The 16,832-nt window shown below is 70.2% G+C and carries 15 protein-coding genes; 8 read left to right on the top strand and 7 right to left on the bottom strand.

Annotated elements, in window-relative coordinates:
• The first annotated feature begins 117 nt into the window (after window positions 1-117).
• A complete protein-coding gene (locus NNI01S_RS22885) occupies window positions 118-1,005 on the top strand; it encodes a LysR family transcriptional regulator (protein ID WP_063022192.1) in 888 nt (295 codons plus the stop codon).
• On the opposite strand, the gene NNI01S_RS22880 is transcribed toward NNI01S_RS22885, so the two are convergent.
• Entirely contained in the window at window positions 995-2,443 is a 1,449-nt protein-coding gene (locus tag NNI01S_RS22880; RefSeq protein WP_084489235.1) for an amidase family protein, read from the bottom strand. The two genes, NNI01S_RS22885 and NNI01S_RS22880, sit on opposite strands and share 11 nt — an antisense overlap.
• A 179-nt stretch (window positions 2,444-2,622) precedes the next feature.
• Between NNI01S_RS22880 and NNI01S_RS22875 the strand changes: the two genes are divergently transcribed.
• Genes NNI01S_RS22875 through NNI01S_RS22865 form a run of 3 tightly spaced genes read left to right on the top strand, consistent with a single transcriptional unit; the run spans window position 2,623 to window position 8,692 of the window.
• Window positions 2,623-5,172 carry a serine/threonine-protein kinase gene (locus NNI01S_RS22875; protein WP_084489208.1) on the top strand — a complete coding sequence of 850 codons (2,550 nt, stop codon included), beginning with the start codon at window positions 2,623-2,625 and terminating at the stop codon, window positions 5,170-5,172.
• Window positions 5,169-7,979, top strand: a complete 2,811-nt coding sequence (locus NNI01S_RS22870; RefSeq protein WP_063022191.1) for a protein kinase domain-containing protein — start codon at window positions 5,169-5,171, stop codon at window positions 7,977-7,979. The genes NNI01S_RS22875 and NNI01S_RS22870 overlap by 4 nt, the downstream gene beginning before the upstream one ends.
• Window positions 7,976-8,692: a cyclase family protein gene (locus tag NNI01S_RS22865; protein ID WP_063022190.1), complete on the top strand. Its 717-nt coding sequence runs from the start codon at window positions 7,976-7,978 to the stop codon at window positions 8,690-8,692. Before NNI01S_RS22870 ends, NNI01S_RS22865 begins: the two co-directional genes overlap by 4 nt.
• Window positions 8,693-8,696: 4 nt before the next feature.
• Here the strand turns inward: NNI01S_RS22865 and hpt are convergent, their stop codons facing one another.
• Genes hpt through dacB form a run of 4 tightly spaced genes read right to left on the bottom strand, consistent with a single transcriptional unit; the run spans window position 8,697 to window position 13,012 of the window.
• Entirely contained in the window at window positions 8,697-9,251 is a 555-nt protein-coding gene (hpt, locus tag NNI01S_RS22860) for a hypoxanthine phosphoribosyltransferase (RefSeq protein ID WP_040864524.1), read from the bottom strand.
• A 1-nt stretch (window position 9,252) separates the two neighbouring features.
• Complete coding sequence (gene tilS, locus NNI01S_RS22855) at window positions 9,253-10,392, bottom strand: tRNA lysidine(34) synthetase TilS (RefSeq protein WP_084489206.1); 1,140 nt, start codon at window positions 10,390-10,392, stop codon at window positions 9,253-9,255.
• A gap of 57 nt (window positions 10,393-10,449) precedes the next feature.
• On the bottom strand, window positions 10,450-11,559 hold the full coding sequence (locus tag NNI01S_RS22850; protein WP_063022189.1) for a zinc-dependent metalloprotease: 1,110 nt from the start codon (window positions 11,557-11,559) through the stop codon (window positions 10,450-10,452).
• Window positions 11,560-11,572: 13 nt separating this feature from the next.
• Window positions 11,573-13,012 carry a D-alanyl-D-alanine carboxypeptidase/D-alanyl-D-alanine endopeptidase gene (gene dacB, locus NNI01S_RS22845; protein ID WP_063022295.1) on the bottom strand — a complete coding sequence of 480 codons (1,440 nt, stop codon included), beginning with the start codon at window positions 13,010-13,012 and terminating at the stop codon, window positions 11,573-11,575.
• A 216-nt stretch (window positions 13,013-13,228) separates the two neighbouring features.
• Here dacB and NNI01S_RS22840 point away from each other — a divergent pair, with 216 nt between their 5' ends.
• A complete protein-coding gene (locus NNI01S_RS22840) occupies window positions 13,229-13,720 on the top strand; it encodes an inorganic diphosphatase (RefSeq protein ID WP_063022294.1) in 492 nt (163 codons plus the stop codon).
• Window positions 13,721-13,845: 125 nt separating this feature from the next.
• Here the strand turns inward: NNI01S_RS22840 and NNI01S_RS22835 are convergent, their stop codons facing one another.
• Together NNI01S_RS22835 and NNI01S_RS22830 are read right to left on the bottom strand one after the other, a co-directional pair.
• Window positions 13,846-14,088, bottom strand: coding sequence for a hypothetical protein (locus tag NNI01S_RS22835; protein WP_063022188.1), 243 nt, complete (start codon window positions 14,086-14,088; stop codon window positions 13,846-13,848).
• 188 nt (window positions 14,089-14,276) lie between these two features.
• Window positions 14,277-15,098 carry a crotonase/enoyl-CoA hydratase family protein gene (locus NNI01S_RS22830; RefSeq protein ID WP_063022187.1) on the bottom strand — a complete coding sequence of 274 codons (822 nt, stop codon included), beginning with the start codon at window positions 15,096-15,098 and terminating at the stop codon, window positions 14,277-14,279.
• 192 nt (window positions 15,099-15,290) lie between these two features.
• Here NNI01S_RS22830 and NNI01S_RS22825 point away from each other — a divergent pair, with 192 nt between their 5' ends.
• The 3 genes from NNI01S_RS22825 (at window position 15,291) to NNI01S_RS22815 (ending at window position 16,821) form a co-directional block, all read left to right on the top strand.
• Complete coding sequence (locus tag NNI01S_RS22825) at window positions 15,291-15,611, top strand: 2-oxo-4-hydroxy-4-carboxy-5-ureidoimidazoline decarboxylase (protein ID WP_063022186.1); 321 nt, start codon at window positions 15,291-15,293, stop codon at window positions 15,609-15,611.
• Window positions 15,612-15,665: 54 nt separating this feature from the next.
• Window positions 15,666-16,142 carry a YbaK/EbsC family protein gene (locus NNI01S_RS22820; protein WP_063022185.1) on the top strand — a complete coding sequence of 159 codons (477 nt, stop codon included), beginning with the start codon at window positions 15,666-15,668 and terminating at the stop codon, window positions 16,140-16,142.
• Between the two features lie 127 nt (window positions 16,143-16,269).
• Entirely contained in the window at window positions 16,270-16,821 is a 552-nt protein-coding gene (locus NNI01S_RS22815) for a flavin reductase family protein (protein ID WP_063022184.1), read from the top strand.
• Window positions 16,822-16,832 lie beyond the last annotated feature (11 nt).

The raw sequence follows: 16,832 nt of genomic DNA, 5'->3' as shown, positions 1-16,832 counted from the left end.
ACCATCACAGGCAATATGCTGTCTCTAACAAACCTGCCGACTGTTTCGGCGCCCGTATCCGAACTTTTCGGCCTGATAAGGCTGGAAATTCCGGACCGATTCTGATAGCAAGGGGCTATGGACCCGCACTTGCGCGACCTGCGGTATTTCGTCGCCGTCGCTGAGGAACTGCATTTCACCAACGCCGCTCAGCGGCTGCACATCGCTCAACCCACCCTGTCGCGTCAGATCCGTCAGCTGGAACGTCAGCTCGACGTGGTCCTGTTCGACCGCAACCAGCGCAGCGTCGCGCTGACCGTCGCGGGCAAGGAGCTGCTCGAAGGCGCCCGCAAGATCCTGGAGCTGTGGGAGGTCACCAACGTCTCGCTGCAGGAAGCGGGTGAGGTGCTGCGCGTCGGCATCCAGTCCGCCCTCGGCCGCGGGCTGCTCAGCGATCTGGAGAGCGCGAGCGGACATCGCCTCGCGCTGCACGCCGCCTCCTGGACGGATCCCTCCAGCGGGCTCGCGGGCCGGCAGGCCGACCTCGCGCTGGTCTGGCTACCTTTGCCGGACCAGAGCCGTTACCGGTGGCAGGTGCTGCGCACCGAACCGCGCTGGGTGCTGCTCCCGGAGAACCACCCGCTCGCCGTCGCGGAGACCATCGAATTCGCGGATCTGCTCGACGAGCCGTTCGTCGCGCTGCCCACCGAAGCCGGCGCGGTGCGCGACTTCTGGCTCGGCAACGACGGACGCGGCGGCCGTCCCCCGAAGATCGGCGCCGAGGCCGCGACCGCCGAGGACAAGCTGGAAGCCGTGAGCCTCGGCCTGGGCGTATGCCTGCTCGCCGAGAACAACGTGCCGATGTACCGCTGGCCGGGGCTGACCGCGCGGCCCGTTTCCGGGCTCGCGCCGTGCGAGCTCGCCGTGGCCTGGCGGGCCGACGACAACCGGCCGACGATCCTCGAGTTCGCCGGGCGGGCCGTCGAGGGCGGCTTCGCCGCGCAACAGTCGCCGGTCAGCGTCTGAAACGGCCGGGCGCGGCTTCGGGTGCGGTCCGCTGCCACGGGTAGCGGGTCTCCACTTGCGCGGACAGTCGTAGCAGGGTGGATTCGCTGCCGGGCGGTCCCGCGAGCTGTGCGGCCACCGGCGTGTCCGACCCGGGGTGCATGCCCATCGGGATGGACGCGGCGGGCCAGCCGACCAGATTCCACAGCGGAGTGAAGGGTGCGAACCGCGCACCGGCGAGCAGAGTGGCCGGTCGATTGCGGAAGTGCCAGGCCCGGGCCGGAGGTGGCGGGGCGGCGAGCGTGGGAGTGATCACCACGTCATAACGCTCGAAGAACTCCAGTAGTCGCGCCTCGACCCGGTCGATCTGGGCTTGGCGCGCGAGCCGTAGCCGATGCACCGTCCGTCCGAGGGCCAGTCGACGACGGACTCTTCGGGCCGGCTGGTCGGTCTCGGGTAGCGCGGGAGCGTCGCGCGCACCGAGGGCCAGCCAACGTAGGGACGCCGCGAACAGTGCGTTTCCGTACGGTAGGACGGTCGGTTCGACCACGTGGCCCGCGGCCGCGGCCACCGCGGCCGCTCTGCGCGCCGCGGCCGTCCAGTGCCGGTCGACGCCCAGCAGGCGAGACGGTGGGTCCACGGCCAGGGCGATGCGTAGTCGGCCGGGCGGATCCAGTTCGGCCAGGTCCGGCCGCGCCGCCAGCACCGACAGCGCCAGCGCGGCGTCGTCCACGCTGGTCGCCAGAACGCCGCTCTCCACCAGACCCGACCAGGCGCCTGCGCCGGGCACCGTGTGCTGCCCGGGTTTGATCCCGAATACGCCGCAGCACGCGGCGGCGATCCGCACCGCGCCCAAGCCGTCGCAACCGTGCGCCACCGGGACCAGCCCGGCCGCGACAGCCGCGCCGGCCGCGCCGCCCGCGTTGCGGGCCGGATTCCACGGATTGCGGATGACACGCTCCGAGCCCTTGCTCGTCGCCCATCGGCTCAGCTCCGGCGCCGCGACCAGACCCATGACCACCGCCCCCGCGGCGCGCAACCTGGCCACCACCGGATGATCCGCGGCGGCCGCGGGGCCCCACGGCACCGGCTCGCTCGCGATGGGCACGCCGTGTTCGACCGCGACCGGAACACCGGCCATGGGCAGCACGTCGAGGTCGTCGCGTTCGGTCAGGCTCGCCGACTCGGCCATCGCCTGTTCGGCGCGAAGGACGCTGAACGCGGAGTATTTCCGGTCGGCCGCCGCGATCCGCGTCCCGGCATCCGCCGCCACTTGGCCGGGATGCAACAGGCCGTCGCGCACACACGCCGCGATCGTCGCGGCCGGGCCGCGTTCCAGACCGTCCTCGGCGTCCCGAGCGCCGTCCGGCCGCGCTTCGGCAGCCGTCCCGAGCGGTCGGGCGAGCACGGGTTCGCTGGTTTTCGAGTCGTCCGCCATGATTGCGGCCTCGTCAGACATGTGCTGGTCATCCCCCGTCGCGTCGTTGTCGAAATCGGGTGATCCACTGTCGAGCCGCAAGTTATCATTTCGAATACGGCACGGGGGATGATGGTGTCGGGTGTGGCGGGAAATTTTCGGCCCATCCGGCAACGACCGATGCGGATTCTGCGGCGTCCGCCGAGCCACTAGGTCCCAGCATGAGCGCGAACTCTGAGAGAAGTTCCGAAGCCGACACAGGTGTTTCCACCCGTGCCAGGAGTGGTGATCTGTCGCGTGCCGAATCCGACGCGGTAGCAGCGTTCTCCGCGGCCTGGAAATCGACCCGGCGCCCCCCGGTCATCGCCGAATACCTGCCCGACGCCAGTACCTTGCGCCGCGAGGCGCTGCTCGAGCTGATTCGCGTCGACCTGCGCAACCGCTGGCTGCATCGCCGCCGTGCGAGGAAGAGCGACGCGACGGAGCTTGCCACGCGCATGCGGCTCGCCGATTACTGCGCCGAATTTCCCGAACTCGCCTCCGACGATATTCCGGCCGGTTTGGTGTACGAGGAGTTCGTCATCCGCCGCCAGAGCGGCGAGCGGGTCGATCCGCGCGAATGCCTGCGGGAATATCCACGTCAGGCCGAGGAATTGCGCGAGCTGCTGAACGCCGACGAGGTCGACCAGAGCACGCGCCGCGCGACTCCGGAGGAGGCCACCCGGGCCGTCTTCACGGGCGGCGGCGCAGATCTCGACGACACCGCGTTGAACCGAACCGCCGAGTCCGCTCGTGATTCCGAGGTGACCAGAACGACCGCCGCCGATCTGACGGGTACGGCCACCGCCGTACCCACGACGGTCGGCACCGGACCGAGCAGGCCCGACCCGCTCGACCGCATCGAGATCGGTCAGCAGATCGATGACTTCGACCTGCTGACCGGTCTGGGCAGCGGTGCGTTCGCCCGGGTCTTCCTCGCGCGGCAGCGCTCGCTGCAACGGCTGGTCGCGGTCAAGATCTCCAGCGACCACGGCACCGAACCGCAGACGCTGGCGCAGCTGGATCACGACTACATCGTGCGGGTCTTCGACCAGCGGCTGCTGGACGACGAGGAAGGCGCCGCACGCCGGCTGCGGCTGTTGTACATGCAGTTCCTCCCCGGCGGCACGCTGCTCGGCGTGCTGCGGTGGTTGCGCGCGACCCCGCCCGGGGAGCGCAGCGGCCGGCTGCTGCTGGACGCGGTGGACGCGGCGATGGAGGAGAAGGGCGAGATCCGGCCGACCGACTCCAGCGTGCGCGCCGAACTGGCCCGGCTGAGCTGGCCGGAGACGGTGGCCTGGCTGGGCCGCAGGCTGGCCGAGGCGCTGGACTACGCGTCCTCGCACGGCGTGCTGCACCGCGACGTGAAACCGGCCAATGTCCTGCTCACCGCCGAGGGCGTGCCGAAGCTGGCGGACTTCAACATCAGCTTCAGCCGAAACGTGGAGGGCACCAGCCCGGTGGCCTATTTCGGCGGCTCACTGGCCTACATGTCGCCGGAACAGCTGGAGGCCTGCCACCCGAGTTTCGGCCGCAGCGCCGCCGACCTGGACACCCGAGCCGACATCTACTCGCTGGGTGTGGTGCTGTGGGAGCTGCTCACCGGCGCGAAGCCGTTCGACGACCGGACGGCGGGCGCGGGCGAGCAAGGCGACGACACCACGCTGGAGGCCATGCTGGAACGGCGCAGCACCGGTGTGGACGAGGTCGCGCTACAACGGGTTCCGGCCGACTGCCCCGCCGCCTTGTGCCGCGTGCTGCTGACCTGTCTCGCCCCGGAGCGCAGCAATCGCTGGTCCAGCGGTGCGATCCTGGCCAGGCAGCTGGAGATGTGCTTGGACGAGCGCGCGCGGGACCTGGTCGACCCGCCGCCGAACAGCTGGCGGCGGCGGCTGCGCCCGTACATCGTGCCGGTGGCGCTGCTGGCGGTGGCGCTGCCGAATGTGCTGGCGTCGCTGTACAACATCCAGCACAACCAGCACCTGATCATCAGCCGGATGACCGAGGACGCCCAGCAGACTTTCCTGATCATCACCGGCGTGGTGAACGCGATCTTCTTCCCGGCCGGCATCGCGCTCGTGCTGTACATGGCGAGATACGTGCTGACGGTGCCGCGTGGTCTGCGCAAAGGACGACGCTACGACCCCGAGACCCTGCGGCGTGCCAGGAAGGACGCGCTGCTGATGGGCGATCGGGCGGTGGTCGTGGCCTTCTCGCTGTGGGTGCTGGCCGGACTGATCTTCCCGATCGCGCTGCAGGTATCGACCGGCGACATCGCGACGCGCGCCGTGGTGCACTTCTTCTCCTCACTGGTGGTGTGCGGTGCGATCGCGGTCGCCTACCCCTTCTTCCTGCTGACCTTCTACATGGTGCGCTGCATCTATCCGCTGTTCCTCCGGCACGGTGACATCAGCCCCGAGGACGCGGTATGGCTGCGTGGCCTGGACCGGCGGTGCAACGGCTATCTCGCGGTCGCCGCCTCGGTGCCGCTGCTGGCGGTCGCCGGAGTGACCTTCCTGCCGCCGTCCGACATTCCGTCGGTGATCTTCGCGGTCCGGTTGCTGTGTGTGGGCGGCATAATCGCGTTCGTGGGCACCTATCTGCTGTTCCGTGCGCTGGAAGCGGATCTGCGCGCGCTGGAGCGGGTGGTCGATCCCGAATCCGTCGAAAAGGGGACCACCGAGGCCAGGACCGTCCGAGCGACCACGACCGCCGCGGAGACCGACACGTGAGTTTTCCGCGCACCGATGCCGTCGCCCGGTTCACCGCCGACTGGCAGCGCAGCCTTCATAGCGACCGGCTACCGCCGCAGATCCGCGACTATGTGCCCGATGGCACGCAGGCTCGTTTGGCCGTACTCGTCGACCTGATCCGGGTGGATCTGCGGCGACGCTGGGAACGCGAAGGGCTCGGCAAACGAGTCGCCGAATACCGCGGGGAATTTCCGGAGGTGGACGACAGCCCCGAGCTGGTCGATCTCGTGTGCGAAGAATTCTTGGTGCGCCGCCGACGCGGACGGCTGTCGCTGGAGGACTTCCTCGCCGATTACCTTGATCTCGCGGGCGCGATCCGCGCGCGCTTCGCCGAATCCGACGACGAGCAGGACGCGTCGAGCGAATCCCTCGCCGCGCTCGCCGACCTGGCCCCCGGCCTCCGGATCGATGACTTCGATCTGCTCACCGACCTGGGCGCCGGGCTGCTCGGCCGCGTCTTCCTGGCCAGACAGCGTTCCATGCAACGACTGGTCGCCGTCCGGTTCTCAGCGGGCCGGGCGGGCGCACCGCGCACGATGGCCCAGCTCGACCACGCCCACATCGTGCGCGTCTTCGATCAGCGGGTGCTCAGCGCCGACGCCACGCCTACCCGCACAAAGGCGGCAACCCCCGCGAACGGGAGCCACCGCGCCCCCACCGACGCGGACATCACCGTCGCCGCGCCACGCCACGAACTCGACGCCCTGGCCGCCGATTCGTTCGATCTCGACGCCACCGCCGCAGCCCCGCCCGCCCGGACCGCAGGCCGCCCCGGCGACGCGGAAACCCTTTTCGATCTCGACGCCACCGTCGCGGCGGCCCCACCCCGCCGGACGCCGAGTCGCCCCAGCGACGACGAGACCATTGCCGAACCCCCGCCCACCGGGAGGACCAGCCGCCCCGGCGAGTCTCGCCCGCACGTCGCCGAAAACCACGGCGCGACCGTGACCCGCCCTTCCGTCCTGGACGAGGCGACGGTCGGCGCGGGGGAAACCGTCGATGACGAGACCGTCGTCGCCGAGCCCGACCGGTCTCCTCCGCTCCGCTCTCGCCCTCCCCGAACCTCCGAGTCCGGGCGATCGACCGACCACGCGGCGATTGTCGCTCAGCCCGACGCGGCGGGGACCGAACGACCGGTCGATCCGGACGCGACCATCGCGGGCCCGCCGGACAATGCGGGGGCCGCGCGCGTCGGGACGGCCCTCGCGCCGGAATCCCGGGCGACCGTCCTCCCCCGCCTGGTCTACATGCAGTATCTTCCCGGCGGCACGGCGGCGGGCCTGCTCGAACAACGCCGTCACGGCCCGGTGTCCGACGGCGGCGCGCTGCTGCTGCGCGCGGTGGACAGCGCCATGGAGGCCAGGGGCGAGATCCGGCCCTCGGATTCCAGCGTGCGCGCCGAGATCGCCCGGCTGAGCTGGCCGGAGACGGTGGCGTGGGTGGGCAGGCGGCTGGCCGACGCGCTGGATTACGCCGCCCACCAAGGCGTGCTGCACCACGACATCAAGCCGGCGAACGTGCTGTTCACCGCGGAGGGCATCCCGAAACTCGCCGATTTCACCCTCGGCGAGTCGGCGGCGCACGCTGCCGCGCCGCCCGGTCCCGGCGCCCTGGTCTACCGCTCCCCGGAACAGTTGGCCTGCTATCTCGATCCCGGTGCGCCCGTCCCCGGTGATGCCAGCGACGTGTACTCCCTCGGCGTACTGCTGTGGGAATTGCTGACGGGCGCGACCCCTTTCGACGATCCGCCCATCGCGGAGGCCGGGCCCGATGCCGAGACGTACGCGGCGATGCTCGCGGTACGCCGCGCCGGTGTCTCGCAGGCGGCGCTCGCGCGTCTGCCGGAAGACACGCCCGCCGCGCTGCGGCGCGTGCTGCTGGACTGCCTGCACGAGGACCCCGAGCGCCGTTGGCGCGGCGGCGCGGAACTCGCGGCGCAACTCGACCTGTGCCTGGACACCCGAGCGCGGGATCTGGTCGATCCCCCGCCCCGCAGTCTCGCGCACCGAGCCAGGGGCTGGCTGCTCCCGGTCGCGGCGCTGTGTGTCGGCGTGCCCAACGTGCTGGCCAGCTTCTACAACATCCAGCTGAACCAGGCCCTGATCATCGACCGGATGTCGGCCGCCGACCAGGAGAAGTTCGCAGCGGTCGGCTTGATCAACAATCTCGTCGCGTTCCCGGTTGCCGCCGTGCTGCTGCTGTTCATGACCCGGCGGCCGCTCGCCATCTCCTATCGCCTCGGTCACGGCCGCGGATACTCGGCACGCACGCTCGCGAAAGCGCGCCGCGACACCCTGCTGATGGGTGACTGGGCGGTGTGGATACCCTTCGGTTTCTGGCTGGTGGCCGGCATCATCTGGCCGCTGGGACTGGCCTTCTCAGGGGTCGACCTGCCCCGGGGGACCTTCTTGCATTTCTTCGCCGCGCAGGTGGTGTGCGCGGCGATCGCGCTGGCCTATCCGTTCTTCCCGATCATGGTCTACGCGGTGCGCTCGATCTATCCACAGCTGTTGGTGCGCGGCGGCATCGGTCCCGACGACGAACGCCAGCTTCGCGCGCTGGCCCGGCGCGGCAACTTCTATCTGGGTGTCGCGGCATCGGTTCCGCTGCTCGGTGTGGCGAGCGCGACCTTCGTCGACGCCGCCGACCTGGAGCTGGTGATCGTTCCGGTGCGCGTGCTGAGTGTGGGTGGCATCCTGGCCTTCGTGCTGACCTATCGGCTGTTCCGGCTCCTCGAAGCAGATCTGCTCGCGCTGGCCAGGGCGATCCCGCAGCGGACCCGATGACCACACCGCGCCCGCTGGGACGGTTGGTCGGTCTGTCGCACATCCACGACCCGGCCACCACGCCGCTGTACCCGGACGATCCCGAGTTCCGCACCGACGTCGTGGCCACGATCGCCGAGCACGGCTACTACCTGCGCTACATCCGGCAAGGCGAACACACCGGAACGCATTGGGGCGCTCCGATCCACTTCCGCGCCGACGGGCTGGCCGCGCACGAACTGGAGCCGGACGATCTGCTGCTGCCCGCTGTGAAGGTCGATGTCCGGCAGCGCTGTGCGACCGATCGCGACTACGCGGTCACGGTCGACGATCTGACGCACTGGGAGGCCGCGCACGGCCGGATCCCGGACGGCGCGGCGGTGATCGCCTGGACCGGCTGGGACGCCAAATGGGGAACACCGGAGTTCATCGGCACGGGAGAAGCGGCCGGTCGCCAACCGGGTTTCGCGGTGGAGACGGTGGAATGGCTGCTGCGCAGCGGAAGGCTGGGCCGCCGCGGGGCGCTCGGCATCGACACGTTCGGCCCCGATGTGGGCACGGATCAGACCTACGCGGTGTCCAAGCTGCTCTACGGCGAGCGCCGGATCAGCTTGGAGTGCTTGGCGAACCTGGCCGCGCTGCCCGTGACCGGTGCGTGGGTGCTGGTCGGCGGACCGCTGTATCGCGGCGGCTCCGGTTCCCCGGCAACGATTTACGGCATCCTGCCCGGCTGACGTCTCAGCCGCCGTAGACCTTGGGGTCCAGGGTGCCGATGTAGGGCAGGTCGCGGTAGCGCTCCGCGTAGTCGAGGCCGTAGCCCACGACGAATTCGTTCGGGATGTCGAACCCGACGTGCGCGACTTCCACGGGCGTGCGTAACGCGTCGGGCTTGCGTAGGAGGGTGACCACCTCGAGCGAGGCCGGGTTACGGGTGGACAGGTTCCGCTTGAGCCAGGACAGCGTGAGCCCCGAGTCGATGATGTCCTCGACGATCAGCACGTTGCGGCCGGCGATGTCCTTGTCCAGGTCCTTCATGATCCGCACGACGCCGGAGGACGAGGTCGACGACCCGTAGGACGAGACGGCCATGAACTCCATCTGGGTCGGGATCGGCAGCGCCTTGGCCAGGTCGGTCATGAAGAAGATGGCGCCCTTGAGCACGCCCACCAGCAGCAGATCGCCCTCGGGAGCGTCCGGGGGATACCGCTTGGCGATGAGTTCGGCCAGCTCCTGGGTCTTGGCGGCGATCTGTTCTTCGGTGATCAGCACCGACGCGATGTCGTCCCCGTACACGTCAGCTGGATTCCCTTCCGTGGTGGTGAGCCCGTTCGGCCGGTTCGGTCTGCGTCATCGGTCCGATGCCGTCCTCGCCCAGCCGCAGTGTCAGCCTGCCATGTTCGCGCCCGGCGACCAACCTGCTACCCGGCCTTCCTCCGCCGACCGCGACGCCGCCCTGCCCGCGCCAAGCCGTAACCAGTTCGTCGACTGCCTGTAAATGCTTAGTGGTCAGGGCTTTCGCACCGTTGTCGAGCAGCCATGCCCGGATCGCCCGTTTCCGCAGGGCGGCGGGCGCAGTGGCGAGGGTCTCGATGATCAGCGTCTGCCCATCACCGGCGGTGTGCCGCAGGTCGGCGGCGAGCACGTCCAGCACCGCGCCGTCCTCCCGCAATTGCTCGGCCGTGCGCGCCAGCGCGGGGGCCACACCGCCGCCGAGGATCTGCTCCAACAGCGGCAGCACCTCGGTGCGCAGCCGGACCCTGGTGAACTCCGGCGCCGCGTTGTGCGGATCGTCGTGCGGCGTCACGCCCAGGTCGGCGCACATCTGCCGGGTGGTGTCCCGGCGCACGCCGAGCAGCGGCCGCCCCCACGGCTCGGCGCAGGCGGCCATTCCTTGGATCGAGCGGCCACCGGAGCCGCGCGCTAGGCCGAGCAGCACTGTTTCGGCCTGGTCGTCGAGGGTGTGGCCGAGCAGCACCGACAGCCCCGCGCGCACCGAGTCCAGCGCGGCGTAACGGGCCCGGCGCGCGGCGGCTTCCAGCCCGCCCTCGGTGCCGACCTGGACCGCGAGCACGCGCGCGGACCGGCAGCCCAGGGCCAGTGCCTGTGCCGCCGCCTCGGCGGCGACGGCGCCGGAGCCGGGTTGCAGGCGATGATCGATTACCAGCGCGTCCACCGCGTTCGTCTCCACCACCGCCGCCGCGGTGAGGGCCAGCGAATCCGCGCCACCGGACAGCGCGACCGCGACCGCCTGCTCCTCGGTGTCACGCGGCCCGAACCTGCCCAGCCAATCGCGGACCGCCCTGCGGACGGCGAGCACGGCGACGGTCTCGGGCAGCCGGCCGGGGCCTGCGGCGGGCGCGGGTGGGCGCACGGAACCGGAAGACCCGGTCTCCGACCCGAAGCGCCCGGGTGTCGTTCCTGGCGCACGCCCCATGGGCGCAGCCTACCGGTCGGCCGCCTGCGGCGGACCACCGCCGGGGCGCGGAACCGCTCAGGCCGGCACGCGCTCGATCCAGCGCTGCGGGTGCTCGATCTCGTCGGTGCGCGGCAGCGTCTCGGCGTCGGTCCACACCGTGTTGAATCGCGTCATCCCGACGGTGGCGACCACTTCGTCCACGAACTTCTTGCCGCGCACGTACTGGGCGACCTTCGCGTCCACGCCGAGCAGCGCGCGCAGAATGCGTTGCACCGGGTTCGTCGGACGCCTGCGCCGCTGGTCGAACGCGGTGCGGATCTGCTCGACCGACGGCACGACCGCGGGACCGACCGCATCCATGACGTGATCGGCGTGTCCCTCCAGCAGGGTGCCGAGCATGAGCAGGCGGTCCAGCGCCGCGCGCTGCGGCGGGGCCTGGGTGGCGCGCAGCAGGCCGACCACGCCGCGCGCGGCCGGGTCGCCGGGGGTGGTCCCGCGCCGGCGATCGCGCACCTCGTCGACCAGGCGCGACAGCATGTCGCTCAGCGGCTCGTCACCGGCCTCGCCGAGCACCTCGACGTTGGCGCGCATGTAGTCGCCGAGCCAGGGCGCGGAGGAGAACTGCACCCGGTGGGTCACCTCGTGCAGGCACACCCATAGCCGGAAATCGCTCGGCGACACCCCGAGCGCCCGTTCGACCGCCACGATGTTCGGCGCGACCAGCAGCAGAGTGCCGTCCGGACCCGTGAACGGGTCATATTGACCGAGGATCGCGGTGGAGAGGAAGGCGAGCATGGCGCCCGCCTGCACCCCCGCGGGTTTACCCGCCAGCAGCTTGCGGTCGAACCGGGCCTCGCCGGTCCCGGTGAGCTGGGCCATCGAGTCGGCGGCGGCCGTGATCCAGCCGGGACGGTCGACGATGCGGGCAGCCGGGACCGGCCGGTCGTCCAGCAACCCGCTGACCTCGCGAACCGGCCCCTCGGCCCGCACCGAGGACTCGGCGAGTTCGGCGACCACCTGTTCGGCCGAATAGCGCGACGTGCGCGGACCGGCGGGCACCAAGGCGGAGCCGGTTCTCGCGGCCAGACGCCAATCGACCACACCGGACAGACCCGAGCGGCCCTTGCGCCGCTCGTCCGCGCCGGCGGAGCCGAATTCGGCTGTCTCGGAACCTTGCTGGGTCATGATCAACCACCCGTCAGGAGCATCCACAGTTTCGCAGCGTGCCTGCGATCGCGTCCAACGCGGGCCTGCTCGCCTCCGGCGGTCGATCGTTCGACATCAGAGCGAAGGTCAGCACCCGCCCATCGGCGTCCAGCACATATCCGACCAACGCGCTGGAGACCGAGAGAGTTCCGGTCTTCGCGCGCACCCAGCCCGCGCCCTGGCGATCCCGGGTCACGTAGCGGCTGGTCAGCGACCCCGTCGCGCCGGCGACCGGCAGGGCGTCGAGCATCGGCGCCAGGGTGGCCGCCACACGGTTGTTCTCGGGTTTGGCCTTGGTACCGGCCGGCTGCACCGCCGTCGCGCCGGTGGGTGCGGCCGCGGTCGCCACGACGCGGTCGAGCAACCGCGCGGGAATCCGGTCGTCGACCGAAAGCCCGCTGCTGTCGTGCATATCCAGCCCGGTCAGATCGAAACCGGCGTTGCTCAGCGCCGTGCGCACCGCGGTGACCCCACCGGCGAAGGACGCCGCACCGCCGGTAGCGGTGGCGATCTCCCGGCCGATCGCCTCGGCCAGCACGTTGTCGGAGTACACCATCATGTCGCGCAGCCGGTCGCGCAGCGGCGCCGATTGCACGGAAGCGATCTCGGCGGCGCCCGCGGGCGCGACACCCGTCCTGACCTTGGCGGGGTCCAGCCCCAGATCGGTCGCGAGCCGACGCGCCGCGTCCAGTGCGGGGGTGGCGGTGCGCGGCGAGTACTCGACGAGCGGCTGCAAGCGGCCGCCGTCGATCATCACCGGCTCGATCGGGGCGATGGAACCCTCGGGGATGTCGACCGGATCCCAGCCCTGTGCCATGGTCGGGCCGGTGTAGGCGGAGGTGTCGACCACGATCGTGTCCACCGCGCGGCCCGCGGACTTGATCTGGCCGACCAGATCGGACAGCCGCGGCCCCTTCGGGTAGTACCCCTTGCCGTCCGGCTGCGCGGTGAGCGTGGGATCGCCGCCGCCGACCAGCACCACCTCGTTCGGGGCCGCGCCGGCGACGACCTTCGTGGTCACCCGGTGCTCCGCGGGCAGGGTGAGCAAGGCCGCCGCGGTGGTGAGGATCTTCGCGGTGGACGACGGGATCATCGGCCGGTTCGCGTCGCCGCTCCACAGCACCGTCCCGCTGCCCGCGTCGGTCACCTGCCCGGCGAACGCGCCGAGGTCCGGGTTGGCGATCACCGGGGCCAGAGCCGCGGCGATCCCCGCCGGACTCGGCACGGACTCGGTGGACCGCGCCGGGCCGACCTGTGGCGACGGCTCGACCGGATCGGGCGGCGCGGCGACGGTGAGGCCGCCGTGCCGGAATTCGGCGGTCCACGGGCGTACCGCGAGCAGCGCCACGGCGGCGGCGACGATCAGTACGACCACCGTGCTCGAGATCCAGATCCATCTGTTGCGGCGCCGCCGGGCGGCCAGCCCACCGATGTTCTCGTTGCCACCAAACACGTCGCCGCCGCTCTCCTGACCGATTCCCGCAGCAGCCGCCTGCCGCACCCATGTCCCCGCCGACCACACTATCCTCGTTGCGCAAACGTTCCCCCGAACAACCTGGCGAGTCGGCACACTCCGCAGCGGCCGAGTCGGCAGTCGCCGAAAGCAGCCGAGTCGCCGAGCTCGGCCCCGATGCACGAAGGAGATGGCGTGGAGTTCGACGTCACCATCGAGATCCCCAAGGGTTCCCGGAACAAGTACGAGGTCGATCACGAGACCGGCCGGGTCCGGCTCGACCGGTTCCTGTACACGTCCATGGTCTATCCCGCCGACTACGGCTACATCGAGAACACCCTCGGCGAGGACGGCGACCCGCTGGACGCGCTGGTCCTGCTGCCCGATTCGGTGTTCCCCGGCGTGATCGTCGAGGCCCGCCCGGTCGCGATGTACAAGATGGTCGACGAGGCGGGTGGCGACGACAAGATCCTGTGCGTGCCCGCGGGCGACCCGCGCTGGGACCACATCCAGGATCTGAAGGACGTCCCGGAGTTCGAACTGGCCGCGATCAAGCACTTCTTCGAGCGCTACAAGGATCTGGAGCCCGGCAAGTTCGTCAAGGGCTCGGAGTGGGTCGGACGGGCCGAGGCCGAGGCCGAGGTGGAAGCGTCCATCCAGCGCCTGAAGGACCAGGGCGGGCACTGAAAGCCTCTCGGGCACAACGAGAGCGGGGAGTCCGGTCGACACGGACTCCCCGCTCTTTCGTTCGCGGTGCGAAAGGCGAAAAGGGACACCCGGATACCGGATGCCCCTTCTCGGTGACAGGTGGCTCAGTAGTAGATGTACAGGTCCCAGCCGTCCCAGGACTCGATGCACTCCCAGTAGTAGCCGCCGGTGCTCGGCGACTCGCCGTCGGCCCGGCACGCGCTCAGGGTGGCGTAGGTGCCGACGTAGGTGCCGCCGTAGGCGACCTCGTGGTAGACCGGCGCGGCCGAGGCCGAAGCAGCCGTCGACACCCCGGCGACGGCAGCGGTGGCCAGCAGACCAGCGGCGAGGAAGGACTTGATACGCATTGTTCTTGCTCCTGAATGCGAGGCGAAATTTCCGACGTCCCAAACGATATGGACGATCGGCGCCGCACACAGCCACCCCTAGGGTGAGGACAAGGCGACCCTGAGGCGAATCACCTTGCCCACCCTCGATACCCACCCTTGGGGGCTCGGCAGGGCGCGCTCGCCCTATTGCGGGCGCGCCGCCGGTGTCACCGGCCGCGGAATTCGGGCGCGCGCTTCTCGAAGACGGCCTTGATCGCCTCGGTGAGATCCTCCGAGGGCAGGAAGGCGGCATTCCACGCGGAGACGTAGCGCAGGCCCGCGGCGATCTCGTCCTTGCGTCGCTGATCCAGCACATCCTTGACGCCCTGCACCACCAGCGGCGGGTTCGCGGCGATCTCGCGTGCGGTGGCGTGCGCCGCGCCCAGCACCGCCTCCTGATCCGGGAAGACGTCGTTGACCAGGCCGATCTTCTCGGCGCGGGCGGCGTCGATGTCCTTGCCGGTGTAGGCGAGCTCACGCAGGTGCCCCTCGCCGATGATGCCGGGCAGCCGGTGCAGCGAACCGACGTCGGCCACGATCGCGACCTTGGCCTCACGGAGGCTGAACTTGGCCTCCGCGCTGGCATAGCGGAGGTCGGCCGCCGCGATGAGGTCCAGGCCACCGCCGATGCACCAGCCGGACACCGCCGCGATCACCGGCTTGCGGCAGTCCGCCACGGCCGTGATCGAGGCCTGCATGTTGCGCACCTCGGTGAGGAAGTCGGTGCGCGGCGCGGCCAGCGCGCGATCGGCCAGCAACGCACCGAACGTGCCGCTCATCGCGGGCAGGTCCAGACCGTAGGAGAAGTGCTTGCCCGAGCCGGTCAGCACGATCGCCCGCACCTCGGGATCGGCGTCCAGCGCCTGGAACACTTCCGGCAGCTCGCGCCAGAAGTCGGGACCCATCGCGTTGCCCTTGCCGGGCCCGATCAACGTCACCTGCGCGACATGATCCTTGGTTTCGACGGTGAAAGCCTGCCAATCAGTCATTTGTACAGCGTATCGAGACAAACTGAAGCCCGTGTCCCGACCCGGTCGGCGCGTGGCCGCAGGACTCGCCGGGAAGATCGCATAGCGTGTAAATCCTGTGCAAATTTCCCGGCGGCGCGCTGGTTCCCGGCCGCGGCGGCGGCGGATCATTGTCCCATCGGCAAACCTCAGTCATCGGGTTCGGAGAAGCTCATGCTGATGCACCGGGGAATCGGCCTGGACCGGTTCAACGAATTGCCGCGCGGTCGCGCGATTCACGCACTCTACGAATGCTGCTGCAACGTCACGTGGGCGGAGAGACTGGCCGACGCCCGGCCCTATCCGGATCACGACGCGCTGCTGAACATGGCGGACGTCGAACTGCTCGCACTGTCCCAGCGGGATCTCGAGCGCGCCTTCGAAGCCGTTGCGCACGAGACGGTCTCCGCGCGCGACGTGACGGAACTCGCGCGCATCACCCGCGTGCAGATCGCCGGGATGCTCGGCCCGCGGGAGGGTTACCCGGAATACTGAACGGGCCGCGCGACTCGCCCGGCATACCGTCCGCACTCGCTCTACCCTGGTGAGATGCGCAGGTCGTCATTGCCACCGGTCGCCTGCCGGGTCGCGGACACCCTCATCTCCCGAGGACACCACGGGCTCATCGTCGCCCAACCGGAGCCGACACATACCGCCGCGGACGCCGCGCGTGCGCTCGGCGTCGACGTGGGGGCGATCACGAAGTCCCTGGTGTTCCTGCTCGACGACGACCCGGTGTTACTGCTGGTCTCGGGGGCGCATCAGGTCGATTTGACGAAGACCGGCGCGCGCCTGGACGGAACGCTCACGCGTGCCCCCGCCGACATGGTGCACCGAGTGACCGGCCAGCCCATCGGCGGCGTCGCACCGGTCGGCCACCCGACCAACCTGCCCACCTGGGTGGACAACGCGCTGGCGCATCACCGGGAGATCTGGGCCGCGGGCGGGCATCCGAGCACCGTCTTCCGCACCTCGTTCCCGGAGTTGCTGCGGATCACGGCGGGTCTGCCCATCGACGTCGACTGACGCGCGCGAATCATGCCGGACGCCGCACGGCGATTCCCGCGCGCGAGATCGCCGATCCGCGTCGCGCCGACCATCGAGGCGAGGTATGCCACACCCGCGGGCCGGGACGCGGGCGTAGTTTCGTGAGGTGACCGACGCACCACGACCCGAGACCGATCTGCGGGTCCCCGATGATCTGAGCGGTATCACCGCGGAGCAGTATCGCGCCTCCATGCGCCATTACCCGGCAGGCGTCACCGTCGTCACGCTGTCTTCGCCGCGGGGGCCGGTCGGCTTCACCGCGACCTCCTTCGCCTCGCTGTCGCTGGACCCGCCGCTGGTGTCGTTCAACATCGCGCACACCTCCTCCAGCCTGTCCGCCATGCTCGACGCCGCGTCGGTGGTCATCCACTTTCTCGGCGAACACCAACAGCACCTGGCCCACCGGTTCTCCCGCACCGCCGAGGAACGCTTCACCGACCGCAGCCTGTGGACCACCCTGGACACCGGCGAACCGGTCCTGCACGGCACCCCCATCTGGCTGCGCGCCACCGTGCACCAGCTGATTCCCATCGGTGATCACACCTTCGTCGTCGGCCTGGTCACCCGGGTACACGACAACACCGACGAGAAGCCCGCCGCCGCACCACTGCTGTACTACAACGGGCGCTACTACCGGCCGACCGCGCTGGGCAGCTGACCCGCGGCGAG

Origin of the sequence: Nocardia niwae NBRC 108934 = DSM 45340, from assembly GCF_001613465.1 — a bacterium.
GTDB lineage: Bacteria > Actinomycetota > Actinomycetes > Mycobacteriales > Mycobacteriaceae > Nocardia > Nocardia niwae.
This window is presented reverse-complemented; position numbering and strand designations above follow the sequence as displayed.